The organism is Micromonospora sp. NPDC050980 (genome assembly GCF_040653835.1).
Taxonomy (GTDB): Bacteria; Actinomycetota; Actinomycetes; order Mycobacteriales; family Micromonosporaceae; genus Micromonospora.
The window spans coordinates 222162-248134 of the sequence record NZ_JBFAGS010000003.1 but is presented as its reverse complement, the minus strand read 5'-3'; the positions used below and the strand labels follow the sequence as shown (position 1 = coordinate 248134).

General features: G+C 74.7%; 29 protein-coding genes and 1 pseudogene. 15 read left to right on the top strand and 15 right to left on the bottom strand.

What is annotated here, in order from left to right:
* Positions 1 to 26 precede the first annotated feature (26 nt).
* Positions 27 to 1049, bottom strand: a complete 1023-nt coding sequence (locus AB0H28_RS07565) for a HAMP domain-containing sensor histidine kinase (protein ID WP_358035639.1) — start codon at positions 1047 to 1049, stop codon at positions 27 to 29.
* Positions 1042 to 1737 (bottom strand): response regulator transcription factor, encoded by a 696-nt coding sequence (locus AB0H28_RS07560; protein ID WP_358035637.1) that lies wholly within the window; start codon positions 1735 to 1737, stop codon positions 1042 to 1044. Before AB0H28_RS07560 ends, AB0H28_RS07565 begins: the two co-directional genes overlap by 8 nt.
* Positions 1738 to 1843: 106 nt before the next feature.
* On the opposite strand from AB0H28_RS07560, the gene AB0H28_RS07555 reads away from it, so the two are divergent.
* A complete protein-coding gene (locus AB0H28_RS07555; protein ID WP_358035635.1) occupies positions 1844 to 2509 on the top strand; it encodes a GNAT family N-acetyltransferase in 666 nt (221 codons plus the stop codon).
* Positions 2510 to 2682: 173 nt separating this feature from the next.
* Here the strand turns inward: AB0H28_RS07555 and AB0H28_RS07550 are convergent, their stop codons facing one another.
* Both AB0H28_RS07550 and AB0H28_RS07545 read right to left on the bottom strand, forming a co-directional pair.
* Entirely contained in the window at positions 2683 to 3390 is a 708-nt protein-coding gene (locus AB0H28_RS07550; protein WP_358035633.1) for a TetR family transcriptional regulator, read from the bottom strand.
* A gap of 53 nt (positions 3391 to 3443) precedes the next feature.
* Positions 3444 to 4898: a glycoside hydrolase family 3 N-terminal domain-containing protein gene (locus tag AB0H28_RS07545; RefSeq protein ID WP_358035631.1), complete on the bottom strand. Its 1455-nt coding sequence runs from the start codon at positions 4896 to 4898 to the stop codon at positions 3444 to 3446.
* A 124-nt stretch (positions 4899 to 5022) separates the two neighbouring features.
* Here AB0H28_RS07545 and AB0H28_RS07540 point away from each other — a divergent pair, with 124 nt between their 5' ends.
* Positions 5023 to 6228, top strand: a complete 1206-nt coding sequence (locus AB0H28_RS07540; RefSeq protein ID WP_358035629.1) for an ROK family transcriptional regulator — start codon at positions 5023 to 5025, stop codon at positions 6226 to 6228.
* 82 nt (positions 6229 to 6310) lie between these two features.
* Here the strand turns inward: AB0H28_RS07540 and AB0H28_RS07535 are convergent, their stop codons facing one another.
* Both AB0H28_RS07535 and AB0H28_RS07530 read right to left on the bottom strand, forming a co-directional pair.
* Entirely contained in the window at positions 6311 to 7321 is a 1011-nt protein-coding gene (locus AB0H28_RS07535; protein WP_358035627.1) for an ABC transporter permease subunit, read from the bottom strand.
* Positions 7318 to 8322, bottom strand: coding sequence for an ATP-binding cassette domain-containing protein (locus AB0H28_RS07530; protein ID WP_358035625.1), 1005 nt, complete (start codon positions 8320 to 8322; stop codon positions 7318 to 7320). Before AB0H28_RS07530 ends, AB0H28_RS07535 begins: the two co-directional genes overlap by 4 nt.
* Positions 8323 to 8349: 27 nt before the next feature.
* Here AB0H28_RS07530 and AB0H28_RS07525 point away from each other — a divergent pair, with 27 nt between their 5' ends.
* Both AB0H28_RS07525 and AB0H28_RS07520 read left to right on the top strand, forming a co-directional pair.
* Positions 8350 to 9294: an ABC transporter ATP-binding protein gene (locus AB0H28_RS07525; protein ID WP_358035623.1), complete on the top strand. Its 945-nt coding sequence runs from the start codon at positions 8350 to 8352 to the stop codon at positions 9292 to 9294.
* Between the two features lie 18 nt (positions 9295 to 9312).
* Positions 9313 to 10209 carry a ribokinase gene (locus AB0H28_RS07520; RefSeq protein ID WP_358035621.1) on the top strand — a complete coding sequence of 299 codons (897 nt, stop codon included), beginning with the start codon at positions 9313 to 9315 and terminating at the stop codon, positions 10207 to 10209.
* A 68-nt stretch (positions 10210 to 10277) separates the two neighbouring features.
* Here AB0H28_RS07520 and AB0H28_RS07515 read toward each other — a convergent pair whose 3' ends face one another.
* Positions 10278 to 11036, bottom strand: a complete 759-nt coding sequence (locus AB0H28_RS07515; RefSeq protein WP_358035619.1) for a hypothetical protein — start codon at positions 11034 to 11036, stop codon at positions 10278 to 10280.
* Between the two features lie 105 nt (positions 11037 to 11141).
* On the opposite strand from AB0H28_RS07515, the gene AB0H28_RS07510 reads away from it, so the two are divergent.
* Positions 11142 to 12671, top strand: coding sequence for an alpha/beta fold hydrolase (locus AB0H28_RS07510; protein WP_358035617.1), 1530 nt, complete (start codon positions 11142 to 11144; stop codon positions 12669 to 12671).
* An 8-nt stretch (positions 12672 to 12679) separates the two neighbouring features.
* Here AB0H28_RS07510 and AB0H28_RS07505 read toward each other — a convergent pair whose 3' ends face one another.
* Both AB0H28_RS07505 and AB0H28_RS07500 read right to left on the bottom strand, forming a co-directional pair.
* Entirely contained in the window at positions 12680 to 13051 is a 372-nt protein-coding gene (locus AB0H28_RS07505) for a hypothetical protein (RefSeq protein WP_358035615.1), read from the bottom strand.
* Positions 13048 to 13530, bottom strand: a complete 483-nt coding sequence (locus AB0H28_RS07500; RefSeq protein ID WP_358035613.1) for a DUF6232 family protein — start codon at positions 13528 to 13530, stop codon at positions 13048 to 13050. The genes AB0H28_RS07505 and AB0H28_RS07500 overlap by 4 nt, the downstream gene beginning before the upstream one ends.
* A 139-nt stretch (positions 13531 to 13669) precedes the next feature.
* On the opposite strand from AB0H28_RS07500, the gene AB0H28_RS07495 reads away from it, so the two are divergent.
* Positions 13670 to 14116 carry a nuclear transport factor 2 family protein gene (locus tag AB0H28_RS07495; protein ID WP_358035611.1) on the top strand — a complete coding sequence of 149 codons (447 nt, stop codon included), beginning with the start codon at positions 13670 to 13672 and terminating at the stop codon, positions 14114 to 14116.
* Here AB0H28_RS07495 and AB0H28_RS07490 read toward each other — a convergent pair.
* Positions 14062 to 14577 carry a DUF6232 family protein gene (locus tag AB0H28_RS07490; protein ID WP_358035609.1) on the bottom strand — a complete coding sequence of 172 codons (516 nt, stop codon included), beginning with the start codon at positions 14575 to 14577 and terminating at the stop codon, positions 14062 to 14064. The genes AB0H28_RS07495 and AB0H28_RS07490 overlap by 55 nt on opposite strands.
* 99 nt (positions 14578 to 14676) lie before the next feature.
* On the opposite strand from AB0H28_RS07490, the gene AB0H28_RS07485 reads away from it, so the two are divergent.
* Both AB0H28_RS07485 and AB0H28_RS07480 read left to right on the top strand, forming a co-directional pair.
* Complete coding sequence (locus tag AB0H28_RS07485; protein ID WP_358035607.1) at positions 14677 to 15450, top strand: enoyl-CoA hydratase-related protein; 774 nt, start codon at positions 14677 to 14679, stop codon at positions 15448 to 15450.
* Between the two features lie 72 nt (positions 15451 to 15522).
* On the top strand, positions 15523 to 17145 hold the full coding sequence (locus AB0H28_RS07480) for an acetolactate synthase (RefSeq protein ID WP_358035605.1): 1623 nt from the start codon (positions 15523 to 15525) through the stop codon (positions 17143 to 17145).
* Between the two features lie 72 nt (positions 17146 to 17217).
* Here the strand turns inward: AB0H28_RS07480 and AB0H28_RS07475 are convergent.
* The 3 genes and pseudogenes from AB0H28_RS07475 to AB0H28_RS07465 all read right to left on the bottom strand — a co-directional run.
* A pseudogene (locus AB0H28_RS07475) lies at positions 17218 to 17520 on the bottom strand (PLDc N-terminal domain-containing protein); the annotation flags it as partial.
* A 26-nt stretch (positions 17521 to 17546) separates the two neighbouring features.
* Complete coding sequence (locus tag AB0H28_RS07470) at positions 17547 to 17846, bottom strand: DUF202 domain-containing protein (RefSeq protein ID WP_358035603.1); 300 nt, start codon at positions 17844 to 17846, stop codon at positions 17547 to 17549.
* A gap of 109 nt (positions 17847 to 17955) precedes the next feature.
* On the bottom strand, positions 17956 to 18342 hold the full coding sequence (locus AB0H28_RS07465) for a DUF202 domain-containing protein (protein ID WP_358035956.1): 387 nt from the start codon (positions 18340 to 18342) through the stop codon (positions 17956 to 17958).
* A 41-nt stretch (positions 18343 to 18383) separates the two neighbouring features.
* Between AB0H28_RS07465 and AB0H28_RS07460 the strand changes: the two genes are divergently transcribed.
* From AB0H28_RS07460 to AB0H28_RS07445, 4 genes are all read left to right on the top strand, one after another.
* On the top strand, positions 18384 to 19181 hold the full coding sequence (locus tag AB0H28_RS07460; protein WP_358035601.1) for a GNAT family N-acetyltransferase: 798 nt from the start codon (positions 18384 to 18386) through the stop codon (positions 19179 to 19181).
* 2 nt (positions 19182 to 19183) lie between these two features.
* Entirely contained in the window at positions 19184 to 19588 is a 405-nt protein-coding gene (locus tag AB0H28_RS07455) for a hypothetical protein (RefSeq protein WP_358035599.1), read from the top strand.
* A 188-nt stretch (positions 19589 to 19776) separates the two neighbouring features.
* Positions 19777 to 20556 (top strand): electron transfer flavoprotein subunit beta/FixA family protein, encoded by a 780-nt coding sequence (locus AB0H28_RS07450; RefSeq protein WP_358035597.1) that lies wholly within the window; start codon positions 19777 to 19779, stop codon positions 20554 to 20556.
* Between the two features lie 11 nt (positions 20557 to 20567).
* Positions 20568 to 21527, top strand: coding sequence for an electron transfer flavoprotein subunit alpha/FixB family protein (locus AB0H28_RS07445; protein ID WP_358035595.1), 960 nt, complete (start codon positions 20568 to 20570; stop codon positions 21525 to 21527).
* A gap of 106 nt (positions 21528 to 21633) precedes the next feature.
* On the opposite strand, the gene AB0H28_RS07440 is transcribed toward AB0H28_RS07445, so the two are convergent.
* Together AB0H28_RS07440 and AB0H28_RS07435 are read right to left on the bottom strand one after the other, a co-directional pair.
* Positions 21634 to 22395 (bottom strand): anti-sigma factor, encoded by a 762-nt coding sequence (locus AB0H28_RS07440; RefSeq protein WP_358035593.1) that lies wholly within the window; start codon positions 22393 to 22395, stop codon positions 21634 to 21636.
* Positions 22349 to 22954, bottom strand: a complete 606-nt coding sequence (locus AB0H28_RS07435; protein ID WP_358035591.1) for a sigma-70 family RNA polymerase sigma factor — start codon at positions 22952 to 22954, stop codon at positions 22349 to 22351. The genes AB0H28_RS07440 and AB0H28_RS07435 overlap by 47 nt, the downstream gene beginning before the upstream one ends.
* 239 nt (positions 22955 to 23193) lie before the next feature.
* Here AB0H28_RS07435 and AB0H28_RS07430 point away from each other — a divergent pair, with 239 nt between their 5' ends.
* The 3 genes from AB0H28_RS07430 to AB0H28_RS07420 all read left to right on the top strand — a co-directional run bounded on the left by AB0H28_RS07430 (position 23194) and on the right by AB0H28_RS07420 (position 25970).
* On the top strand, positions 23194 to 24024 hold the full coding sequence (locus AB0H28_RS07430; RefSeq protein ID WP_358035589.1) for a DUF4397 domain-containing protein: 831 nt from the start codon (positions 23194 to 23196) through the stop codon (positions 24022 to 24024).
* Positions 24021 to 24692: a class F sortase gene (locus AB0H28_RS07425; RefSeq protein ID WP_358035587.1), complete on the top strand. Its 672-nt coding sequence runs from the start codon at positions 24021 to 24023 to the stop codon at positions 24690 to 24692. Before AB0H28_RS07430 ends, AB0H28_RS07425 begins: the two co-directional genes overlap by 4 nt.
* Positions 24693 to 24794: 102 nt before the next feature.
* Positions 24795 to 25970 (top strand): cysteine desulfurase family protein, encoded by a 1176-nt coding sequence (locus tag AB0H28_RS07420; protein ID WP_358035585.1) that lies wholly within the window; start codon positions 24795 to 24797, stop codon positions 25968 to 25970.
* Positions 25971 to 25973 lie beyond the last annotated feature (3 nt).

Here is a 25973-nt window from a genome sequence, read left to right as displayed (position 1 = left end):
TCGATGCGTCGGGTTCCCTGGACGCGTCAGATTCCGGCGGCCGGCAGGCGGACCACGAATCGGCACCCGTCGCTGACGTTCTGGACCTCTACCCGCCCGCCGTGCGCCTCAATCAGCCCGCGCACGATGGCCAGCCCGAGCCCGCCGGAGCCGCCCGGCTCGACCGCCGCCGGGGTGCGGGCCGGTTCGCCGCGGAACGCCACGTCGAAGACCCGGGGCAGGTCGTCCTCCGCGATGCCGCCGCAGGTGTCCGCGACGGCCAGCCAGGCGGAGTCGACGTCCTGCCCGGCGTCCACCCACACCGTGCCGTCGGCCGGCGTGTAGCGGATCGCGTTCAGCAGCAGGTTGCCCACCACCCGGGCCAGCTCCCGCTCGCTCGCGGTCACCGTCGGCCAGCCCGCCTCGGCCGCGACCAGCCGGATCCGCCGGGCGGCGGCCAGCGGCGCGGCGCCCGCCAGCGCGTCGGAGACCACGTCGCCGAGCGCCACCCGGGACATCGACAGCCGCAGCGCGCCCGCGTTGATCCGGGACAGCTCGAACAGGTCGTCGACCAGCCGCGTCATCCGGTCGGTCTCCACCCGGATCCGGCGGTGGTACTCACCCACCGTGACCGGGTCGCCGACCACCCCGTCCTCCAGCGCCTCGGCCATCGCCCGCAGCCCGGCCAGCGGCGTACGCAGGTCGTGCGAGACCCAGGCGACCAGGTCCCGGCGGCCCTTCTCGATCCGCCGCTCCCGGGCCCGTGCCTGGTCGGCCCAGACCGCGGCGGCGGCCAGCCGGCGGCCGAACAGCCAGCCCACCGCCAGGCTCACCACGGCGGCGGCGGAGACCGTGATCAGCACCACCTGCAGGTCGTGCGGGGAGAGGAACATGGCCTGGGCGACCCCCGCCACCCCGGCGGCCACGGCCGCGACCGTCATCGCCAGCAGCACCGAGATGTGCACGGTGATCGACCGGCCGCGCAGCAGCCGCAGCACGACCGCGCCGGCCAGCCCAACCGCGAGCGCGGCGGCCAGCGCCACGCCGAAGATCAGCGCGAGGTCACGCATCGGCCGGCTCGTAGCGGTAGCCGACGCCCCACACGGTGACGATGCGGCGGGGCCGGGCCGGGTCGGCTTCGACCTTCTCCCGCAGCCGCCGCACGTGCACGGTCACGGTGGACTGGTCGCCGAAGCTCCAGCCCCACACCCGCTCCAGCAGCTCGGCCCGGCTCAACGCCCGCGCCGGGTGCCGCATCAGGTGCGCCAACAGGTCGAACTCCCGCAGCGTCAGGGTCAGCTCCCGGCCGTGCAGGCGGGCCACCCGGGGGCCGGTCTCCACCTCCAGCCCGTCGTCGGCGAGTCGCACCGGCGGCGCGCCGGGCGGCTCGCCACCGGCGCGGCGCAGCACCGAGCGGACCCGCAGCACCAGCTCACGCGGGGAGAACGGCTTGCTCAAGTAGTCGTCCGCGCCCAGTTGCAGGCCGAGGATCCGGTCGGCCTCGTCGCCGCGCGCGGTGAGCATGACGACGGGTACGCCGTCCGGCCGCTCCCGCAGCCGCCGGCACACCTCCAACCCGTCCAGCACGGGCAGCATCAGGTCCAGCACCACCAGGTGCGGCGGTCGCCGGGACACGCTGTCCAGCGCGGCCGCCCCGTCGCCGACGTGCTCGACCTCGTAGCCGGCGTGCTCCAGGTAGCGGCAGACCACGTCGGCGACCGTCCGGTCGTCGTCGACCACCAGCACCCGTTGCGCCACCCCGCACCTCCCGCGTACCGAGAGGTCAGCGTAGCCACGGGCGGACCGGTGATCCATTGCCAGGTTCTTACGGCGGGAACGGGCCCGCGAGGCGTACCATGATCATGTGCTCGACCGGCGGCTCTTCCTGCACCTGGCGACCTGGTTGGGGCAGTGGCCGGCGGGTCCCGGGCTGCACGTGGTCCGGTCCTGGCGTCGCGACCGCCCGGCCTGGGACGGACGGCCGCGCCCAGCCGTCGCGGTCTCGGCGGGCGGCAGCACGGTCCTCTCGGTGCCACCGCGGCGGGTCGAGGCGGTGCGGGCCCTGGTCCTCCGCCGGCCGCTCGACGAGTGGCTGCCCGCGCTGCCGGCGGCGGTCGGCGCGCCCGAGCTGACCACGAACCGCGGGGTCTTCCGCTGGTGCACCGACCCGGCGCCGCTGCCCGATGTGGGGGAGTGGCTGCCGCCGGCGATGCCGGGGGCCCCGCCGTGGCTGGGCCTGTTCGACCGCGACGTGCTGGTGGTCCGGGACGCCGACGGCCGATACCTGGCCGGGGTGGGCATCAAGCGGCACGACGCGTACGGGCACGAGCTGGCGGTGGGCACGTCCCCGGCGGCCCGGGGCCGCGGCCTGGCCCGGCGGCTGGTCGCGCAGGCGGCCCGGCGAGTGCTGGCCGAGGGGGCGATCCCCACCTACGTGCACGCCCCGGGCAACCAGGCCTCCGCCCGGGTGGCCGAGGCGGCCGGGTTCCCGGATCGGGGCTGGACCTCGTTCGGCGTCTTCCCGCCCTGACCGGCGGTGTGGGCGCGGACCGTGGGCCCCGGGCCGGATCCACGGTCCGCAGCCTCTCCTCCCAGGCCCCGGTGCCGATAACGCTAGGTGAAGTTACGTTGGGCGGGCAAGCGGTCCACCGTGTCCGGTTATGGACTTGACCTGCCCAATCGCCGACCCGGCCGGACGGTGGGTCAGTGACGCAACGTGTGGATCAGGGCGAGCGCCTGCCGGGTGACCGGGCGCAGCACCCGCAGCCGGGACAGCTCCACGAGCCGGTCGACGAGCGGCACCACGCCGTCCACGAGCTGCCGGGTCCGGGCCTGCCCGGGCGAGCGGTCGTGCACCCAATAGAGCACCACGCCCAGGTAGCCGAGCCAGAGCAGCTCCGGCAGCGCCTCCCGCACCTCGTCGTCGCATCGGGCGGTCGAGCCGGTGAGCACCTCGCGGAACAGCGACACCGACGCGGCGCGGGCCGCGGACGACTCGGCGGAGAACGGGCTCAACGGCGAGGTCGGTTCCGCCGCCGTCCGGAAGAACGTCCCGGCGAACGAGTGGTAGGGGCTCAGCACGTCCACGCCCGAGTGCAGCACCCCGGACAGCCGGGCCGCGAAGCCCCGCTCCCGGGCGAGCACCGGCGCGGCGGCGGCCCGGTGCTCGCGCTGGACGTCCGCGTAGAACTCCTGGATCAGGTGTTCCTTGGACGCGAAGTAGTAGTAGGCGTTGCCCACCGACACGCCGGCCTCACCGGCGACCGCCCGCATCGTGGTGCGCGCGTAACCCCGCTCGCGGAACAGGCGCATGGCGGTGTCCAGGATCAGCCGGCGGGTCTGCTCGCCCCGGGCGGTCGCCCCGGTGCCCGCCCCGCCCGCGGCGGTCGTCGGCGCGCTCTGCTCGGTCATCGTGGTCACCGTATCCCGGCGCCCGGACGGGTCAGCGGACCGCGCCGGCCGGGTCAGCCGGTCAGCCCGAGCACCCGCGCCGCCGCGCGACCGTTGGCGTGGCTGGCCCCGTAGGTGGCGACGAACGCGCGCGCCCCGCTCGGCCGCCAGCCACCCGGCCAGCCCATCTCGACAACGGTCACCGGGTGCGTGGCGGCCAGTGCCTCGATCAGCTCCCGCGCCCCGGGCAGCCGGTGCAGGTGCCGCCCGACCAGCACCACCGGCCGGTCCCCGGCGAGCCGGCGCAGCTCGGCCGGCCCGGTCTCCCCGGCCACCGCGCGGGCCTGGTCGACCCCGGCCGCCAGGTGCGGGCCCAGCCCCCACGGCACCCGGCCCTCGGCGACGGTGGCGGGGGCGTGCACCTGCACCACCAGCGCGGGCGCCGGCCCGGGTAGCTCGCCCTCGACGTGCACCGCCCGCAGCGCGGCGGCGTACCCCAGGTCGTCGTCGGCCGGGGCCGGGGCGTCGGCCGGGCCGGCCCAGCCGGCGAGCGCGGCGGTCCGGCCGACGGCCTCCTCCACCCGGGCGCGCGCCAGCCGGCCGTCGCCGAGCGCGGCGACGATCTCGGCGGCGACCCGCTCCACCAGCTCGGCGTCGACCTGGGCGCCGATGCAGAGCAGGTCGGCGCCGGCGGCCAGTGCCCGGACCGCGGCCGGACCCACCCCGCCGGCGGCCAGCGCGGCGCCCTTCATCTCCAGCGCGTCGGTGACCACCGTGCCGGTGAAGCCGTACTCGGCGCGCAGCAGGTCGTGCAGCACCGCGCGACTGAACGTGGCCGGATCGTCGGCGGTCAGCGCCGGCACCCGGATGTGCGCGGTCATCACCGCGCGTACCCCGGCGTCGATCACCGCGGCGAACGGCGGCAGGTCCCGCTCCCGCAGCACGGCCGGTGGCACGTCGACAGTGGGCAGTTCGTGGTGCGAGTCGGCGACCGTGGCGCCGTGCCCGGGGAAGTGCTTGGCGCAGGCGGCCACGCCGGCCGCCTGGAGGCCGGCGACCGCGGCGGCCGAGTGGACCGCGACCCGCTTCGGGTCCGCGCCGAACGAGCGGGTCCCGATCACCGGGTTCTCGTCGGCGGTGTTCACGTCGACGGTGGGCGCCAGGTCGAGGGTGAGGCCGAGCGCGGCCAGCTCGCCGCCGATCGCCGCGTAGACCCGGCGGGTGAGGTCCGGGTCGTCCACCGCGCCCAGCGCGGCGTTGCCCGGGTACGGGCTGCCGGTGGCGTGGGCCAGCCGGGTGACGTCCCCGCCCTCCTCGTCGATCGCCAGGATCACGTCCGGGCGACCGGCCCGCAGCGCCGCCGTGGACGCCGCGAGCTGCGCCGGGTCGTGCACGTTGGTGCCGAACAGGGTGTGCCCGGCGAGCCCGTCGGCGAGCAGGTCGACCGCCCAGTCCGGCGGGACCGGGCCGGCGTACGCGGCCAGCAACGTGCCCAACGCGAGTCGACGGAGTCCTGGATCCAGCCCCACTTGTGCTCCTTTCCCTGCCGGATCGTCCGACCTCACGCGGATCGGCGTGGCCGATACGCTGACGGCACCCTTCGGCAGGCGTTTTATGGTTAGAAACCTTACTGAAAAATCGAGGAACCTTGGCATGAGTGCGACCCGGCTGCCCGGCACCCCCCGACTCCTGCGGGCGCTCAACGACCGTGCGGCGCTGGAGCTGCTGCTCGAGCGCGGGCCGCTGACCCGGGCCCGGATCGGCGAGCTGACCGGGCTGTCGAAGGTGACCGCCTCCCAGCTCGTCGAGCGGTTGGAGGAACGCGGCCTGGTCGCGCGGGTCGGCGAGCAGGCCGGCGGGCGGGGCCCGAACGCCCAGCTCTACGCGGTGCGCCCCGGCAGCGCGTACGTGGTCGGCGTGGACGTCGGCGCGGAGCGGGTGGTGGCCGCCTGCGCCGACATCACCGGGACCGTCGCCGGCCGGGTCGAGCAGTCCACCCGCGACACCGACGACCCGGTGGGCGTGGTGCACAACGCCGTGGTCCAGGCGGCCAGCCGGGCCGGGGCGAAGCTGTCCGCGGTCCGGCGCGTCGTGCTGGGCACGCCCGGCCTGGTCGATCCGCAGACCGGCGACATCACCTTCGCGTTCAACCTGCCGCGCTGGCACAGCGGTCTGCTCGCCGCGCTCCGCGAGGACCTGGACACCCCGGTCGTCTTCGAGAACGACGTGAACCTGGCCGCGGTGGCCGAGGCGCAGTCGGGCGCGGCCCGGGACACCGCCGACTTCGTGCTGGTCTGGGTGGATGCGGGCGTCGGCCTGGCGATCGTGCTGGGCGGCCGGCTGCACCACGGCAGCAGCGGCGCGGCCGGCGAGATCGGCTACCTGCCGGTGCCCGGGGTGCCCATCCCGCGCGACGTGTCCCGGCGCGCGAAGCCGGCGTTCCAGCAGCTCGCCGGCGCCGACGCGGTCCGCGCGGTGGCCGCCGAGCACGGCTTCGCCACCCCGGACGCGGCCGAGCAGGGCGTCGCGGCGGCCCGGGCGGCCGAGGCGGTCGGCGCGGCCATCGCCGCGGGCGACGCGGGCGCCCCGGTGCTGGACGAGCTGGCCCGCCGGCTGGCGCTCGGCGTGGCGAGCACCTGCGTGGTGCTCGACCCGCCGCTGGTGGTGCTCGCCGGCGCGGTCGGCCGGGCGGGCGGGGCCGCCCTGGCCGAGCGGGTGCAGCGCGAGGTCGCGGCGATCACGCTGGTCCGGCCGCGGGTGGTGAGCACCGGGCTGACCGAGGAGCCGATCCTGCGCGGAGCGCTGCGCACCGCGCTCGACGCGGTCCGTGACGAGGTGTTCGGCTCGACGGTCGGCTGAGCGCGTGCACCCTGGCGCCATGTGAAGGAATCCTTCATCATTGCGCCAGGGTTCGCAAGGAGTTGCCGGATCGTGGCCGCCGTCAGATCAGGTCACGCCGGCGGAACACCGCGAACGCGGCCGCCACCAGCGCCCCGGTCAGCACGACCAGCACCACCAGGCCTGCCGCCCAGCCGAGCGTGTAGGAGCCGTCGCAGAAACCGGAGATCCCGGAGCCGCACGCGGTGCCGTCCCAGAACCGCACCTCACCGGTGAGCCAGGCCCCCAGATAGCTGGAGAGCATGAACCGGTCCGGCCGGGCGACCTGGAGGATCTGGAACACCAGCCGCGCGCCCAGCTCCCACACCACGAGGTATGCGGCGACCGTGCCCAGCGCCGCCGAGGTGTGCCGCCCCAGCGTGGCCACGGCGAACCCGAGCGCCGCGGCGAACAGCACGAGCACCAGCCCGCGCGCCCAGACCGCGCCCAGCGACGCCCAGAACTCGCCGCTCAACCGGCCGGTCAACCCGGACGCCTGACCGATCAGCCAGAACGCGCCGAGATAGGCCACCGACGCCAGCGCGGAGAGCGCGAGCACGCCCCCCAGCAGCGTGCCGAGCTTCGCGACGAACACGGTCGGCCGGCGCGGGCGCCACAGCAACAGGTTGACCACCCCGCCCGAGTTCAGGTCCGCCCCGATGTAGGAGGCGCCCACCAGGAAACCGAACAGCGCCAGGAACGCGATCAGGAAGTAGAGCAGCGGCCCCGCCTCCTTGGCGAAGACGAAGACCCCGCTGAGATAGTCGGACGCGGTCGGCAACTGCTCCGAGCGGGCCGGGTCGATCTGGGCGCAGTCCCGTGGCAGGTAGTCGTTCTCGACCGGGGTGACCGTCCCCGCCTTGATCTGCACGCAGCGGTTGTGCGCCAGCTCCAACCGCTGGACCTCCTGCGCCGCCTGCGACTGGGCCCGGATCAGCTCGGCCTCGGTCGGCCGGTGCGAACCGCCCAGCGTGGTCACCACCGTCACCGCGAAGGCCACCACCAGCAACACCACCATGAGCTGCACGAAACGCCGGGCGGCCAGCCGCTCCAACTCGGCACGGACCAGGTTCACGCGTCCACCTCCCGACCGTCCCGGACGTCCAGATCGATCACTCCGTCGTGCACCGGCGCGCCGTCCACCTGGCGCGGCACCGTCACCGGCTCGTCACCGCCGGTCAGCTCCAGGAAGACGCTCTCCAGGTCGGGTCGCAGCGGGACCAGCTCACGCACCCACAGCCCCTGCTCGCCCAGCGTGCGGCTGATCACCTCGGAATCCTCCACACCGGTCACCACCAGGTGGTCGGCGTGCCCGGTCACCGACAGGCCGGCCCGACCCAGCAACTGCGCGGCCCGCTCCGGCTCGGCCACCCGGACCTGCCACTGGTGCTTGTCGAAGCCGGCCAGCACCTCGCCCACCGGCCCGTACGCGACCCGCCGACCCCGGCTGACGATCGTCACGTGGTCGCAGATCAGCTGGATCTCGGCGAGGATGTGACTGGACAGCAGCACCGTCACCCCGGCCGCGGCGAGCGACCTGGTGAGGTCGCGCATCTCCCGGATGCCGGCCGGGTCCAGCCCGTTCGCCGGCTCGTCGAGGATCAGCAATTCCGGGCGCTTGAGCAGGGCCGAGGCGACGGCGAGCCGCTGCTTCATGCCCAGCGAGTAGCCCTTGACCCGCTCGTCGCCCCGGTCGCGCAGACCGACCTGCTCCAACACCTCGTCCACCCGGCCGGTGGGCACGCCGCCGGCCAGGGCCAGCAGGCGCAGCGTCCGGTGCGCGGTGAAGTTGCCGAAGAACTGCGGGCTCTCCACGATCGCGCCGACCCGCCCGGCCACCGCCGGCAACCCGTCCGGGGAACTGGCGCCCAGCACGCTCATCCGGCCGGCGTCCGGGCGCACCAACCCGAGCAGGGCCCGCAGCGTGGTCGTCTTCCCGGAGCCGTTCGGCCCCAGGAAGCCGTGCACCTGACCCGCCTCGACCAGCATGTCGAAACCGTCGACGGCGACGCGGCGCCCCTGACGCAGGGTGTGGAACGTCTTGCGGAGACCGGCGATCTCGATGACCGCGCTCATCCGCCCGCCTTACGGCAGCGGTCGGGCATGGGGTCGTCCTTCCGAAGCGGTGACCAACGACACGGCGCCCCACCCTATGGCTGCGACGCCGCCCGTGGGGGGCGACCGGCCGGTGCGTGGTTGGATGGGGCGGTGACTGGTGACCTGACCCCCTGCGCCGCCGGCGCCCTCACCCCCTCGACCGTGGACGCGGATCTGGTGGTCAGCCTCGACGGGGTCGCCGTCAAGCGCTCCGGCACCGCGCTGGTGCGCGACGTCGACTGGCGGGTCGAGCTGGACGAACGGTGGGTGCTGCTCGGCCCGAACGGCGCCGGCAAGACCACCCTGCTCAACCTCGCCGCCGGCCGGCTGCACCCGACCCACGGCGTCGCGCACGTGCTCGGCGAGCGCATCGGCCGCACCGACGTCAACGAGCTGCGGACCCGGATCGGCCTCTCCACCGCCACCCTCGCCGAGCGGATCCCCGCCGAGGAGCGCGTCACCGACGTGGTGGTGACCGCCGCCTGGTCGGTGGTCGGCCGCTGGCGGGAGAGCTACGACCGCGCCGACGAGGCACGCGCCGCCGCGCTGCTCGGCCAGCTCGGCGTCGGCCACCTCGCCGACCGCGCCTACGGCACGCTCTCCGAGGGCGAACGCAAACGGGTGCAGATCGCCCGTGCCCTGATGACCGACCCGGAGCTGCTGCTGCTCGACGAGCCCGCCGCCGGGCTCGACCTGGGCGGTCGGGAGGACCTGGTCGCCCGGCTCGCCGAGCTGGCGTACGACCCGGACGCGCCGGCAATGGTGCTGGTCACCCACCACGTGGAGGAGATCCCGCCCGGCTTCACCCACGCCCTGCTGCTGCGCGAGGGTCAGGTGGTGGCGCAGGGCCTGCTCGCCGACGTGCTCACCGCCGACAACCTGTCCAAGACCTTCGGCCTGCCGCTGCTCGTCTCGCGCGCCGGCGACCGGTGGACCGCGCGCGCCGCCTGAGCCGACGGGACGCCCACCGTGCCGCAGACCCGCGTCGCCGTCGTCGGCAGCGCCAACATGGACCTGGTCGGGACCGCCCCCGCGCTGCCCCGGCCGGGTGAGACGGTGCTCGGCACCGACTTCGTCATGCTCCCCGGCGGCAAGGGCGCCAACCAGGCCGTCGCCGCGGTACGCGCCGGCGCGTCCTGCGTCTTCCTCGGCGCGATCGGGTCGGACGGGTTCGGCGTCACCCTCCGGGCCCGGATCACCGCGGCCGGCGTCGACACCCGCCACCTCCGGGTGGCATACGGCCCGTCCGGCGTCGCGCTGGTCATGGTCGGCGGCGGCGGGGAGAACGCCATCCTGGTCACCCCCGGCGCGAACGAGGCGTTCGTGGCGCCGACCGAGGACGAGCTGGCCGCCGTACGCGAGGCGGACGTGCTGGTCGCCCAGCTTGAGGTGCCGGTCGAGACGGTGACCGGGGCGGCGCTGGCGGCCCGGTCCGCCGGCACCCGGGTGGTGCTCAACGCGGCGCCGGCCCGGGCGCTGCCGGCGGAACTGCTGGCCGCGACCGACCTGCTGGTGGTCAACGAGCCGGAGGCGCAGGCACTTACCGGCCGCGGCCGGGACGAGCCGGCGGCGCTGCTCGACCTGGTGCCCCGCGCGGTGCTCACGCTCGGCGGCGACGGCGCCTGGTACGTCGACCGGGACACCGCGGCGATGCACGTGCCGGCCGTGCCGGTGGACGTGGTCGACTCCACCGCCGCCGGGGACGCGTTCACCGCCGCGCTCGCCGTGGCCTGGGGCGAGGGGCGGGACCTGCCCGAGGCGGTGCGCTGGGCGTCGGCGGCCGGGGCGGCTTGCGTCCGCAAGCTCGGCGCCTCCGTGGCGCTCCCGCACCGCGCCGAGATCGACGCGCTGTACGCCCGCGGTTGAGCGTGGCCCTTCGCGAGGTGTGAGAGGGGGTCCCTTCTCTACCGGAGACGTTAAGAAGGGGCCCCTTCTTAACCCTCGGCGCGTTCGCCGCGGCGGCGCAGCATGCCGAGGCCGGGGATGCCGGCCACCGCGAGCTTGAGGTCGCGGGTGACGTCCAGCAGGTCGTGCAGGTCCGGGCCGACCCGGTCCAGGGTGGCCAGGATCGGCAGCACGTCCGAGGTGAGGTGCTCCTTCAACTTCGGCAGTTCGTCGACGAGCCGGATCGCGGCGGTCACCTCCTCCGGGCTGAGCTGCTCGACGAAACGGGCCGCCATCGGCGCGGCCCGGCGCAGCGTCGCCGCGTACGCCGTCAACAGCTCGGTCGCGGTGCCGGCCGCCGCCTCGGCGGTGGCCACCGTGCCGGCGGCCCGGACCGCCACCATGTCCGCCTCGGCGACCACGCCGGCCGCCGCCCGTGCCACCCGGTCGGCCTCGCCGACCACCGTGCCCGCGGCGGCGGACACCCGCTCCGCCTCGCCGACCACCGCCGCCGCCGCGGCGGCCACCTCGGTCGCGGTGTCGATGGCGGTGGTGGCGGCGGCGCTGATCACGCCCACCTCGCGCACCGCCGCCTCCGCGTCGGTGAGCACCCGGTCGGTGCGGTCGAGCGTGCCCTCGATCCGGTCGACCACCCCGTCGATCCGCCGGATGAGCGCCTCCACCTCGTCGAGCACGGCGAACGCGCGGGCGGGCACGGCGGCGAACGCGGCGGCCGAGCCGAACGCCTGGTCCAGGGCGGAACGGGTGAGGCCGACGACGGCGCTGGGCCGGGGGAGTGGGATCGCCATGCCCACAAGTGTGCGTCGTGCCGGCCAGGGGTGCCCGTCGGCGCGGGGCGGCGCACGTCACGCCGGCCCTCCCGCCGGGCGGCCCACGCCGCGTAGGGTGCCGGCATGCCCGCCCCCGGCCCGGCCCCTCGGCGACTCCTGGTGTTCGGCGCGATCGCCCTGCTCGCCGTCGTGCTCGGCACCCTGTTGCTGGTCCGCGCGGACGCCGGCCTGAGCACCCGGCGGGCGATCGTCGCCGGGGTGCCGCTCACCGAGGTACGCCAGGCCGGACCGGGCGGCGAGCGGCGACCGGGGGTGGTGATCGCGCACGGTTTCGCCGGCTCCGCCCGGCTGATGCGTTCGCTGGCCGATTCGGTGGCCCGGCACGGCGCGGTCGCGGTGCTGCTCGACTTCGCCGGGCACGGCGCGAACCCGTCCCGGCTGCCCGGGGCGGGCCGGGACGACGAGCGGGCCCGCGCGGTCCTCTCGCACGACCTGGACGTGGCGCTGGCCTGGCTGCGGAGCCGGCCCGGCGTCGACGGGGACCAGCTCGTCCTGATCGGGCATTCGATGGGCGCCGGGGCGGTCACCCGATACGCGGTGGCCCACCCGGAGATCGCCCGGACCGTGGCCGTGTCGCTGCCCGACGCGGGCGAGGTGCCGGCCGGCTGGGCCGGGAACCTGACGCTCGTGGTGGGCGGGTTGGAGTTCCCCGACTTCCGGCGGGCCGCCGAGGAGGTGGCACGCGGCGGGCCACCGGGGACGCGGGAGCGGGTGGTGGCGCCGGGCACCGAGCACATCTCGGTGCTGTTCGCGCCGCGTACCCACGACGCGGTGGTCGCCGCCCTCCCGGGGCGGCCCGGCGGTCCGGCGCCCGCCCCGCTGATCCGCCCGGCCGCCGCGGCACTGCTGCTGCTCGGGTTGGGGCTCGGCTTCGTGCCGCTGGCCGATCTGCTGCCGCGTCGCCGGCCGGTGACCGCCGCCGGGCCCCGCTCGTCGGCCGGCAGGCCCGCGAGCGCGCCCGGCGGGCCGCCTTCCCGGCCGTCGTCGTGGCTCGCGGTGGCGCTGCCGGCGGTCGGGCTCGGCGCGGCGTTGACCGCTCCGCTGCCCACTGCCCGGCTGCCGCTCGCGGTCGGCGGGCACGTGGCCGTGTTCCTGCTGCTCACCGGTGCGTTGCTGGCCGGGGGGCACCTGTTGTTCCGGCCGGGTCGGCCGCCGGCGGGGGACACCGCCGGGCCGTGGCGCACCGCCGTGGTGGCGGTGGTGCTCCTCGGGTACGCGGCGCTCGCCGTCGCGCTGCCGCTGCACCTCGGGTTCACCTCCGCCGCGCCGGTCGGATCCCGTTGGTGGCTGCTGCCCCTGGTGGCGCTCTGCTGCCTGGTCTTCCTGCTCGGTGCCGAACTGGCCGCCGAAGGCCGGGGTGGGCGCTACGCGGCGATCGGCGGGATCGCCGCGGCGGTCCTGGCCGGGGCGGCGGTGTCCGGTCTGGCACCCGGGTTCGTGCTGCTGGTGGTGCCGCTCTTCGCGGCGCTGGTGGCCTGGCAGGCGGCCTGGGCGGGGGTGGTGCGCCGACGGGGCGCGCCGTGGTGGCTGCCGGCGGCGGTCGGCACGGTCCTGCTCGCCTGGCCGGTCGCCACCACCTTGCCGCTGGCCTGAGCCGGGCGTCAGCGGCCCGGCCGGGCGACCCGCAGCGCCCACCAGATCAGCGGCGCCTGCATCGGCACCCGGCCGTAGGCGATCGCCCGCCGGGCGGGCCGGCGTCGGCGCCAGTCCCAGGCCATCTGCGCGTTCGCCGGCAGCACCGCGGCGAACAGCGCCGCCGCGGCCATGCCACCGCGCCGGCGGGTCGCCGGACGCGCCACCGCCGCGGCCACGGCCAGCTCCGCGGCCCCGGAGGCGTACGTCCAGAAGCGGGCCGGTCCGGGCAGCACCCGCGGCACGATCGGGTCGTAGAAGCCGGGCCGGACGAAGTGGGTGACGCCCGCGGCGGCGAGCAGCCCGGCGAGCGCGACGGCCTCGCCGCGACGGTGGGTCATCGTCGGTCTCCCTGCTGTTCGACGGCGCGTTGCACGGCCCGGTAGATCTGCCCGAACCGTAGCGCGTCGGGCGTGCGGATCAGCATCATCTCCCGCCCGTGCACCTGGACCCACAGCTCGTGCACCCGGTTGCCGCGCTCGTAGGAGCGGTCCAGCCAGCCGAGCGGCACCTCCAGGAACGGGGTGAGCGCCAGCCCGACCACCACGAACGCGGCCACGATGATCAGGGCCAGCTTCCAGTCGCCCCGGTCCTGGGCCGCCCAGGCCAGCGAGAGCACGCAGACCAGCGCCACCAGCGGCGGCAGCGACAGCAGCAGGACCAGCACCCCGCGACCCAGCACCCGGCCCCGCACCGCCGCCGTGGTGCGTCCCCGGGCATGCCAGACGTAGGTGACGTCAGCGAGTCGGACGACCTGCCCGCCGGCGTGGATGGCCGCCGAGGTGACCTGTACCGCGTCGTCCCGGTAATAGAGGGTCATGAATCAGCCTAACCACCCGCGCGCCTCCGCTCTTGGTCAACTCCATCTCGGCGGAGTGGCGGTGTCGAGCAGGCGGGCACCGTCGGCCGGCGGTCGGATCGGCGCGCGGTGACGGGTTCGGCTCGCTAGCGTGTCGGAGATGACGGGTCGAATCGGGACGGGCGCGCACGGCGTCGGGCCGGACGGGGACGAGCAGGCGCGCAACGTGGAGGTGGTCCGGCGTTACCTGCGGACCTTCGTCACGAAGGATCTGGCCGAACTCGCCGAGGTGGTCGACGAGGACGTGGAGATCTACGGTTCCGGCACGGCGGTTCGCGGCCGGCGCTACCCGGAGGCGGCGATCTCCTCGCCCGGGCTGACCGTGCTCGACCAGGAGATCCTGGAGATCTTCGCGGCCGGCGACCGGGTGGTGGTGTCGGTGGCGCAGACCTACCGGCGGGACGCGACCGGGGCGACCACGGTGCAGAGCGCGTGCAAGATGTACCGGCTGGCCGGCGACCGGATCGTGCAGTTCTGGGGCGAGCAGGACACCTACGGCCTGCTGCGCGGGCTCGGCCTGCTGCCGGACGAGCCGATCACGTTCTGAGTGGCGGCGGGCGCGTGCTCCATGGCCCGCTGCACCGCACGGTAGATCTGACCGAAGCGCAGCGCGTCGCCGGTGCCGAGCAGCCGCACCGGCCGGCCCCGCCAGGTCGCCCACATCTCCAGCTCCCGGCTGCCCCGCACGTAGGAGCGGTCCAGGTGCTCGAAGAGCACGTCGGCGAGCGGCCCGACGGCGAGGCCGACGAGCACGGACGCGCCGACGACGGCGATGGTGACGGTGAGCGAGCGGTGCAGCCAGACCGCGAGCGCGACGCCCAGCAGCGCGGCCACCAGCGGCCCGGCGAGCGCGGCGCCGATCGCGCCCCGGCCGGCGAGCACCCGCCAGGAGCGGCTGCCGCGCCGGTGCCACACCATGGTCAGCTCGGCCAGCGGGTAGGTGCGGTCGTCGACCCGCAGGGCGGTGGCGGTGACCCGGACCGACCGGTCGTCGTAGTAGGTGGTCATCGGCCTCACTCCCGGTCGCGGGACGTCTACCACACTGTCTACCCCAACGAGACGGGTCGTAAGGTTGGCACGCGACTTCGACGAGGAAGTGAGGGCAGCGTGGGCGAGTTCGTCAGGCTGGAAGTGAAGGACGGCGTCGGCACGATCCGGTTGGAGCGGCCGCCGATGAACGCGCTCAACACGCAGGTGCAGGAGGAGTTGCGCGCCGCCGCGACGGCGGCCACCGCGGATGCCGAGGTCCGCGCCGTCGTCGTGTACGGCGGCGAGAAGGTCTTCGCGGCCGGCGCGGACATCAAGGAGATGGCCGACATGTCCTACGTGGACATGGCGGAGCGGGCCGCGGACCTGTCCAGCGCGTTGGGCGCGATCGCCCGGATCCCCAAGCCGGTCGTCGCCGCGGTCACCGGTTACGCGCTCGGCGGGGGTTGTGAGCTGGCGCTGGCCTGCGACTGGCGGATCGTGGCCGACGACGCCAAGCTCGGCCAGCCGGAGGTCAAGCTGGGCGTCATCCCGGGCGCCGGCGGCACCCAGCGGCTGGCCCGGCTGATCGGCCCGGCCCGCGCCAAGGATCTGATCATGACGGGGCGGATGGTGGACGCCGAGGAGGCGCTGCGCATCGGCCTGGCCGACCGGGTGGTGCCGGCCGCCGAGGTCTACGACGCCGCGCTGGCGTACGTGAAGCCGTTCCTGACCGGGCCGGCGCAGGCGCTGCGGGCGGCGAAGGTGGCGGTGGACGCCGGTCTGGACATGGATCTCACCTCCGGCCTCGCCTGGGAGAGCCAGCTCTTCGCGGCGCTGTTCGCCACCGACGACCGGCGCGAGGGCATGGCCGCGTTCGTCGAGAAGCGCAAGCCCGGCTTCACCGGCCGCTGACGCGAGAGCGGTTCACATCTCGCCTACCGGCCAGTAACGTGTGACTCCGGTCGCGCGACGAAGGGAAGTGGCATGACGGAACACCTCGAGGGGCACGGCGGCGCGCTGGCGCTGGCGGCGTTGCGCGCCCACGGCGTACGGGAGATGTTCACGCTCTCCGGCGGGCACGTCTTCCCGCTCTACGACGCCGCGCACTCCGCCGGTTTTCCGCTCTACGACGTGCGGCACGAGCAGTCCGCGGTCTTCGCCGCCGAGGCGGTGGCCAAGCTCCAGCGCCGCCCCGGCCTGGCCGTGCTCACCGCCGGCCCCGGCGTGACCAACGGCGTCTCCGGGCTGACCAGCGCCTTCTTCAACGCCTCGCCGGTGCTGGTGTTGGGCGGGCGGGCCCCGCAGTTCCGCTGGGGCTCGGGCAGTCTCCAGGAGATGGACCACCTTCCGCTGGTCGCCCCGGTCACCAAGCACGCCGAGACGGTGTTCAGCGCCGACGACATCCCGCGGGCCGTCTCCGCGGCGCTGACCACCGCGCTCACCCCGCACCGCGGCCCGGTCTTCCTCGACTTCCCGCTGGAGGCGATCTTCTCCGTCGGCGACGCCGAACTGCCGGCGGTCGCCGCGCCGGCGCCGATCGAGCCGGACCCGGACGAGGTGGCGAAGGCAGCCGGCCTGATCGCCGGCGCGTCCCGGCCGGTGATCATCGCCGGCTCCGACGTGTACGCCGGGGACGCCGTCGACGCCCTGCGCGCCGCCGCCGAGGCGCTGCGGGTGCCGGTGTTCACCAACGGGATGGGCCGGGGCGCGCTGCCGCCGACGCACCCGCTCGCCTTCGCCAAGGCCCGCCGCGTCGCGCTGAAGGGCGCCGACGTGGTGGTGGTGGTCGGCACCCCGCTGGACTTCCGGCTCTCCTTCGGCGACTTCGGCGACGCGCGGGTCGTGCACGTGGTGGACGCGCCCAGCCAGCGCGCCGGGCACGTGCAGCCCGCCGCCGCGCCCGCCGGCGACCTGCGACTGATCCTCGGCGCGTTCGCCGAGCACCCCGGCGACCGGGCCGACCACGCCGACTGGATCGCCGAGCTGCGCACCGCCGAGGACGCGGCGAAGGCCCGCGACGCCGAGGAGATGGCCGCCGAGACCGACCCGATCCGGCCGGCCCGGGTCTACGGCGAGCTGCGCAAGGTGCTCGCCCCGGACGCCATCACCATCGGCGACGGCGGCGACTTCGTCTCCTACGCCGGGAAGTACCTGGAGCCCGCCCAGCCCGGCACCTGGCTCGACCCCGGCCCGTACGGCTGCCTCGGCACCGGCATGGGTTACGCCATGGGCGCCCGGGTCAGCTACCCGGACCGGCAGATCTGCGTGCTGATGGGCGACGGCGCGGCCGGCTTCTCACTGATGGACGTGGAATCGCTGGCCCGGCAGAAGCTGCCGGTGGTGATCGTGGTCGGCAACAACGGCATCTGGGGGCTGGAGAAGCACCCGATGCGCGCCATGTACGGCTACGACGTCGCCGCCGACCTCCAGCCCGGGCTGCGCTACGACAAGGTGGTCGAGGCGCTCGGCGGCGCGGGCGAGACGGTGGAGAAGGCCAGCGACCTCGGCCCGGCGCTGGGTCGGGCGTTCGACGCCGGGGTGCCGTACCTGGTCAACGTGCTGACCGACCCGGCCGACGCGTACCCCCGGTCGTCGAACCTGGCCTGAGCGCGACGCCGCGACGGCCGCTCGCCGGGTGACCGGTGGCGGCCGTCGGTGGGCTCACACCTCCGGGCGGTCCTCGCCGCGGGAACGCTCGTCGAGCGAGGCGAGGAAGTCCGGGTCGTCGTCCGGCGCGAGCGGGCGGCGGGCCGGGGCGGCGTGCCCGCCGGACCGGGGAGCGCCGGCCGGCCCGGTGGGGCGTTGGCGGCCGGCGACGAACCAGGCGATCGGGCCGACCAGCGGGACAAACACGACGACCAGCACCCAGACCAGCCGGGGCAGCGCCTTGACCTGCCCGTCCTCGGCGGACAGGCAGCTGATCAGCGCGCACGCGGCGAGCACGACCAGAACCAGGAACAGCAGCATGAAGACGCGGGCCATGCCCCATGATGGCGCACCGGGCGGGGTCAGTGCACCCTTGCCAGCACGTGCGCCACGCCGAGCAGGGCGAGTGCGGTAGCGCCGAGCGCGGCCAGCGGCATCGCGACGTGCCCCGGCCGGCGCGGGCCGGCCCCGGTGGCCCGCCGCCAGGCGGCGACCAGCACCGCCAGCCAGACCGCGACGGCGGTCCCGGCCAGCGCCGCGTCGACCCCGCGACCGCTGAACGCCGGCCGGAGCTGGAGCAGCATCACCACGGTGAGGGCGAGCAGGGTGCGCCGCCAGGCCAACCGGGTGCGTTCCGGCTGCAGGCCGGCGTCCCGACTCATGGGGAGCCGACCGGCATGCGCTCACGGCCCTCGCTGCGCTCGGTGCGTTCGCTCATGCGGGGCTGACCGGGCATGCGCTCACGGCCCTCGCTGCGCTCGGTGCGTTCGCTCATGCGGGGCCCCGCAGCAGGACGGCGGCCACCAGCAGCAGGGCCCCGGCCGCGACGATCAGCGCCAGCACGGCGGGGAAGCGGGACGCCGGCAGTTCCTCGCCCAACCGGATCGCGCGTTCGGTGCGGGCCCAGTGGTCCACCGCCCGGATCGACACGGTGCCGCCGAGCAGCAGCAGCCCGACGGCGAGCGCCTCGCGCAGGTGGGCCAGGGGAAGCGGGGGCAGGAACTGCGCGGCGGCCAGCCCGCCCGCGACCAGCGCCAACCCGGTCCGCAGCCAGGCCAGGAACGTCCGCTCGTTGGCCAGCGAGAAACGGTAGTCCGGCGGGGTGCCTACCGACCGCAGCTCCCGCGGGTCGAACCAGCGCCTGATCGACTCCCACACGGCACCGATTATCCGCTTTGCCACCGGCCTAGCCTGAGGGGATGACCGATCTTGACGCGCGCGCCCTGCGCGAGGCCTACGACAACCAGATCCGCCCGGAGCTGCCGGACCCGGTGCCCACCGGGGTGACCATCGAGCGGGACGGCCCGCTGTTCCGCGTGCTCGGCCTGGACCAGCGCGGCTTCCTCACCTACCGGACGCTCGACGGCCTGGCCGGCGCCGAGCTGGACGCGCTGATCGCCCGGCAGGTCGAGTTCTTCCGGGCCCGGGGCGAGGCGGTCGAGTGGAAACTCGCCGGCCACGACGAGCCGGCCGACCTCGGTGACCGCCTGCGGGCCGCCGGCTTCGTCCCGGAGGATCTGGAGACCGTCGTGGTCGGCCCGGTGGCGCCGCTCGCCGCCGCCGTCCCGGTGCTCCCCGACGGGGTACGCCTGCGCGAGGTCACCGGCCGGGCCGACCTGGAGCGGATCGCCGCCATGGAGGAGGAGGTCTGGCAGGCCGACCGCAGCCACCTGGTCTACGCGCTGGCCCGGGAGATCGAGGCCGACCCGCAGTCGATCGCGATCGTGGTGGCGGAGGCGGGGGAGACGGTGGTCAGCGCCGGGTGGATCCGCTACCAGCCGGGCGCCGGGTTCGCCAGCCTCTGGGGCGGCTCGACGTTGCCGCAGTGGCGGCGCAAGGGCATCTACCGGGCGCTGGTCGCGTACCGGGCGCGGTTGGCGCAGCAGCGCGGCAAGACGCTGGTGCAGGTGGACTGCTCGCCGGACAGCCGGCCCATCCTGGAGCGGCTCGGGCTCGTTGCGGTCACCACCACCACGCCCTACGTCTACACTCCGTGATCATGGACCGGTTGACGGCGGACGAGCAGCTCACCCTCAAGACCGGCGCGTTCGGGGCGGTCTTCCTGGTCTCCAACGCCGTGCCCGGGGTGCTGGCCATGGTGCGGGAGAGCATCGCCGCGTCCGGCGCGCTGGCCGACGCCGGGGGCGTGGTCAAGGAGGCGCTCACCACCGGCCCGCTGCCGCAGCTGCCCCGCGACTCCGCGCTGGAGATCGAGTCGGTGGTGCTGCCCGCGCTGGGCCGGGCGGTGGAGATCCTGCGCGCCAAGTCGCCGGCCGACGTCGAGGCGTACCGGTCGGTGGTGTTGGCCGCCGCGGACCGGGTGGCGCAGGCGCACCGGGGGATGGAGCCGGCCGAGGTGGCGGCGATCGACAAGATCCGGGCCGCGTTGGCCGAGGCGGCCTGAGCGCCGCCGGGTTACGGTGAGTTGCGTCACTCCGGGTCACCGGGGAGACGATGCTACTTGCGGGTAACATTGCCTCGTGGGCAAGTGCACAGCGCCTCGCGGTTGACCGAGCGTTAAGTCACGCGGGAGGCTGCGCCCGTGACCGGGCGAATGATCGCTACACCAAACAGGAGGGTCGTCGAAGCGCGATGAACATCGTCGTACTCGTCAAGCAGGTGCCCGACTCGGGCGCGGACCGCAACCTGCGTCCTGACGACAACACCGTCGACCGCGGCTCGGCGAACAACGTCATCAACGAGATGGATGAGTACGCCATCGAAGAGGCCTTGAAGATCAAGGAGGCGCACGGCGGTGAGGTCACCATCCTGACCATGGGTCCGGACCGGGCGACCGAGTCGATCCGCAAGGCGCTCTCCATGGGGCCGGACAAGGCCGTCCACGTCGTCGACGACGCGCTGCACGGCTCCTGCGCCGTGGCCACCTCGAAGGTGCTCGCGGCCGCCCTCGGGCAGCTCAACGCCGACCTGGTCATCTGCGGCGCCGAGTCCACCGACGGCCGGGTGCAGGTCATGCCGCACATGATCGCCGAGCGGCTGGGCGTGGCCGCCCTGACCGGCGCGCGCAAGCTCACCGTCGACGGCTCGACGCTGACCGCCGAGCGGCAGACCGAGGAGGGCTACGAGGTCATCACCGCCTCGACCCCGGCCGTGGTCTCCGTCTGGGACACCATCAACGAGCCGCGCTACCCGTCCTTCAAGGGCATCATGGCCGCCAAGAAGAAGCCGGTGCAGACGCTCTCCCTGGGTGACCTGGGTGTCGCCCCCGCCGAGGTGGGCTTCGACGGCGCCACCAGCGCGGTGCTGGAGCACACCAAGCGCCCGCCGCGCTCCGGCGGCGAGAAGATCACCGACGAGGGTGAGGGCGGCGTCAAGCTGGTCGAGTTCCTCGCCACCGAGAAGTTCGTGTGAGGGGTCTGGACATGTCTGAGGTTCTCGTCGTCGTCGAAGCCACCCGGGAATTCGGCGTCAAGAAGGTCACCCTCGAGATGCTCACCCTCGCCCGCGAGCTGGGCACGCCGAGCGCGGTCGTGCTCGGTGGCGCCGGCGCCGCCGAGGCGCTGAGCGCCAAGCTGGGCGAGTACGGCGCGGAGAAGATCTACGCCGCCGAGGGTGACGAGATCGACGGCTTTCTGGTGGCGCCCAAGGCGACAGTGGTCGCCGAGTTGGTCAACCGGGTGCAGCCGGCCGCCGTGCTGCTCGCCTCGTCCCAGGAGGGCAAGGAGATCGCCGCCCGCCTGGCGGTCAAGCTGGACAACGGCATCCTGACCGACGTGGTCGCCCTGGCCGCCGACGGCATCGCCACCCAGGTCGCGTTCGCCGGCTCCACCATCGTCAAGGCCAAGGTCACCAAGGGCCTGCCGCTGGTCACCGTCCGGCCGAACTCGCTCAACCCGACGCCGGCCGCGGCCACCCCGGCCGTCGAGCAGCTCACCGTGTCGGTCGCCGACGCGGACAAGCTGGCCAAGGTCGTCGAGCGGGTCGCCGAGCAGAAGGGCTCCCGCCCCGAGCTGACCGAGGCCTCGATCGTCGTCTCCGGCGGTCGCGGTGTCGGCAACGCGGACAACTTCAAGCTGGTCGAGGAGATGGCCGACCTGCTCGGCGGCGCGGTCGGCGCGTCCCGCGCGGCGGTCGACTCCGGCTTCTACCCGCACCAGTTCCAGGTCGGCCAGACCGGCAAGACGGTGTCTCCGCAGCTCTACGTGGCGCTGGGCATCTCCGGCGCGATCCAGCACCGGGCCGGCATGCAGACCTCGAAGACCATCGTCGCGGTGAACAAGGACGGCGAGGCGCCGATCTTCGAGCTGGCCGACTACGGCGTGGTCGGTGACCTGTTCAAGGTCGTCCCGCAGGCCGCCGAGGAGATCCGCAAGCGCAAGTGACACTCGAGGTCACGCAGAAGAAGGCCGCCGCCCGGATCACCGGGCGGCGGCCTTCTCTCTCGCAGGGAGCTGATCGGCGGGCCGGGGAGCTGAGCCGGCCCGCCGATCAGCCCGTCAGGGTGCCCCTCAGCAGGCTGTCGCCGGAGTGGGCGGGCTTGTTGTCGTACTGCTCGGCGCTGACGTCGACGACCGAGTAGGTGCGCAGGTCCACGTTCGAGGGGATCGGCAGCAGCGCGTCCCCTGATCCGTTGCTCAGCGTACCCACGGAGAGCATCTCCATCGTCTTCGGATCGATCAGCCAGACCTCGTAGTACCCCGGAACGTTCGGGAGATTCGCCACGTGCAGATGCAACTGGTTGTCGCCCAACACCCGGGCGTCGCCCGAGGCGTCCTTCGGCGTCGAGCCGAACGCGGCCAGCGGCGCGCTGGCCAGCACCGTCGGCTGCGGCGTCGGCTCGTCCCCGCCGGCACCGAGCACCACCGCGGTGCCGGCCACGCCGATCACCGCGGCGGCGGTGGCGGTGACCGCGGTGCTCGCCCAGCGCGGCCAGCGGCGACCGGGACGGGAGCGATTCGCGGCAGCCGGCCGGTCGGCCGCGTCACCGGGTTGCGCCGGGCGCCGGCCGTTCAGCGTGGGCAGCTCCTCGGCGGCCCGGATCTCGGCGACGATGCCCTGCCACAGGTGCTCCGGCGGATCGGGCAGGTCGGTCAGGCCCTGGGTGCCCGCGCCGAGCCCGGCGACGTGCCGGAGCGTCTCCAACTCGCCCCGGCAGTGGCCGCAGGCGCGGAGGTGGGTGGATTCTCCGTCGGCCGCCTCACTCTCACCGAGCGCCAGAAAGACCAGCCGGTCGCGGTCCAGGTGCTGCACCGTCCACCTCCCATCTGCGTTTCAGGCTCTGCATGCCGCGCCGGATGTGACTCTTGACCGTGCCGAGCGGCACTCCCGTGACGGTCGAGATCTGCTGGTGTGTCAGGTCGTCGTAGAACGCCAGCTCCAGCATCCGGCGTTGCTCGTCCGGAAGCCGGGCCAGCTCGTCGGCGACGACCAGCCGGTCGACCACCGTGTCCGGATCCGGGCCGGTGTCGACCGGCTCGGGTAGTTGCTTCACCGTCTCGACCACCCGGGTCTCCCGGGCCGCGGCCCGGATCCGGTCGACCACCTTGCGTCGCCCGATGCCGAGCAGCCAGCCGATCAGTGAACCCTTCGCCGGGTCGAACGTCTCCCGGCCGAGCCAGGCGGCGACGAACGTCGCCTGGGTCACGTCCTCGGCGTCGGTCCGGTTGACGAGCGTCGTGGTGGCCAGGTGCAGCACCGCTCGGCCGAACCGGTCGTACGCCTCCTTGAGCGCGGCCTCGTCGCCGTCGCGGAACCGCACCGCGAGATCGTCGTCGGCCGGCGGCTCGGGTCCCTGCCTGGCCGCCGTCACCGGGCGGCTCGCCTTGCGTGGGGCATGCCCGACTGTAACTCCCACCGCCCCCGCCCCACTCTCCCGGTGTGTCCCGCGCAACCCCGTCACCTCCCATTCGTCGCCGGGGGCCCGGGCGGATGCGTCCGCGGCCGGAAAAAGAAATCGGATCCGAAGCGCATCCGGGTGCGCCCGGGCCGGCGTAACCCGTTCTGCAAGCCAGGCCTGACGAATCAGCACCAATCACCAGGAGGCAGACAATGCAGCTCGCCATGTTCCGTCGGGTCGCCGCAGGCGGCGCGGTGGCCGCCCTCACCTTCGCGGGCGTGGGCGCCGCCACCATGAGCCCGGCCTACGCCGCCTCGTCGAAGGTCTCCGTGGTCCACGGCATCCCGGACACCCCGGTCGACGTCTACGTCAACGGCGAGAAGACGCTCAACAACTTCAAGCCCGGTGACGTGGCCGGCCCGCTGACCCTGCCCGAGGGCGAGTACGACATCGCCCTGACCAAGCCCGGCGAGGCAATCGACAAGGCGATCCTCAAGGTCGACGACGCCGAGGTCCCGGGTGGGGCGAACATCAGCCTCGCCGCCCACCTGAGCGCCGACGGCAAGCCGCAGATCACCCCGTTCGTCAACGACGTGTCCAAGGTGGGCGCCGGCAAGGCCCGGTTGATCGTCCGGCACACCGCCGCCGCGCCGGCCGTCGACGTGCGGGCCGGCGGCGAGCCGGTCTTCGAGGGCCTGACCAACCCGAAGGAAGCCAAGGCGGACGTGGATGCCGGCACCGTGAAGGCGGACGTGGTGCTCGCCGGCACCGACACCGTCGCGATCGGCCCGGCGGACCTGAACCTGAAGGAGGGCACCGCCACCATCGTCTACGCGATCGGCTCCGCCGACGCCAAGAACCTGGACCTGGTCGCGCAGACCATCAGCGGGCTGCACTCGGCCCCGGGTGGCGTGCCCAGCGGCACCGGTGGCCAGGCCGGCACCGGCGTGGGCACCTGGTGGTACGTGCTGGCCGGCGCCGGCGTGCTGCTCCTGGTCGGCGGCGGGGCGCGGGTGGCCACCGCCCGGACCGCTCGCCGATGACGGTACGCAACCGCGGGGCGCTGGCGGCGATGGCCGCCGGCGCCGCCGCGCTCACCGTCGCGGCCCTGGTGGCCTGCGGTTCGCAGCCCGCCGAGGACGTCGGCGCCGACGAGGCGGCGGCCCTGGCCAGTTCCACGCCCGCACCGCCGGCGACGCCCACGGCGGCCGGGGACGCGTCGGTGCCGGTGAGCGCCGGCACCCTGCCGGCGGACGGCGCGACAGTGCCCCCAGTTCGGCTGAGGATCCCGCCGATCAAGGTCACCGCGACCGTCAACCCGGTCGGCATCAACGCGCGCACCGACGAGTTCGAGGTGCCGCCCAGTGTGAACCAGGTCGGCTGGTACCGCTACGGCCCGGGTCTGGAGGCCGCCGCCGGCTCGGTGGTGATCGCCGGGCACGTGGACAGCGCCGACCAGGGCAAGGGGGCGTTCTTCCGGCTCCGTGAGCTCGACCGGGGGGACACCCTGACCGCCACCGGGTCGGACGGCGAGGACCGCCGCTACCGGGTGGTGGCCCGGGAGGAGTACACGAAGACGAAGATCCCGCTGGAGCGCTACTTCGCCCGCGACGGCAAGCCGCGCCTGACGTTGATCACCTGCGGCGGCCCGTTCGACCCGAAGACCCGGCACTACCGCGACAACATCGTGGTCACCGCGGTTCCCGCGTGAGCGCGAGGAGTGAGCCGGTTTGCGGACCGTCCGTCCCGGTCGGGCCAGGACGGACGGTCCGGCCACCGATCGCCGATCGACCGGCCGTTAGGCTGAACGGTGATGGCATACCTGGATCACGCGGCGACGACCCCGATGCTGGACGAGGCACTCGAGGCGTACGTCGCCACCGCCCGCGAGGTGGGCAACGCGTCGGCGCTGCACGCGGCGGGCCGCCGCGCCCGGCGGCGGGTGGAGGAGTCGCGTGAGCGGGTGGCCGCCGCGCTCGGCGCCCGCCCATCCGAGGTGATCTTCACGGGCGGCGGCACGGAGAGCGACAACCTCGCCGTGAAGGGCATCTTCTGGGCCCGCCGCGACGCCCGGGCCGAGCGGGTCCGGGTGGTTTCCAGCGCCGTCGAGCACCACGCGGTGCTGGACTCGGTGGACTGGCTGGTCGGTCACGAGGGCGCGCAGGTGGGCTGGCTGCCGGTCGACGCGGCCGGCCGGCTCGACCCGGTGCGGCTCCGCGCCGAGCTGGCCGAGCACGGCAACCGGGTGGCGGTCATCACCGCCATGTGGGCCAACAACGAGGTCGGCACCGTCCAGCCGGTGGCCGAACTGGCCGCGGTCGCCGCCGAGCACGGGGTGCCGTTCCACACCGACGCGATCCAGGCGGTCGGCCAGGTGCCTGTCGACTTCGCCGCGAGTGGGGTGGCCGCGCTCACCGTGACCGGGCACAAGCTCGGCGGGCCGACCGGCGTCGGCGCGCTGCTGCTGGCCCGCGACGTGGCCGCGACGCCGCTGCTGCACGGCGGCGGTCAGGAGCGCGACGTCCGCTCCGGGACGCTGGACACCGCCGGCATCGTCGCGTTCGCGGTCGCCGTCGAGGCTGCGGTGAAGGGCCAGCAGGAGTACGCGACCCGCGTCGCCGCGCTCCGCGACGACCTGGTCGAGCGGGTCCGGCGGGCGGTCCCCGAGGTGATCTTCAACGGCGATCCGGCGGACCGGCTCCCGGGCAACGCGCACTTCTCCTTCCCGGGTTGCGAGGGGGACGCGCTGTTGCTGCTCCTGGACGCCCAGGGCATCGCCTGCTCGACCGGGTCGGCCTGTTCGGCGGGGGTGGCCCAGCCCTCGCACGTGTTGATGGCGATGGGTGCCGACGACGACCGGGCCCGCTCCTCGTTGCGTTTCACGCTCGGGCACCCCAGCACCGGCGCGGACGTCGACGCGCTCATCGCCGCGCTTCCGGCCGCGGTGGAACGGGCCCGTCGCGCGGCCGCTCTCCGCACGCCCCGCTGAGCC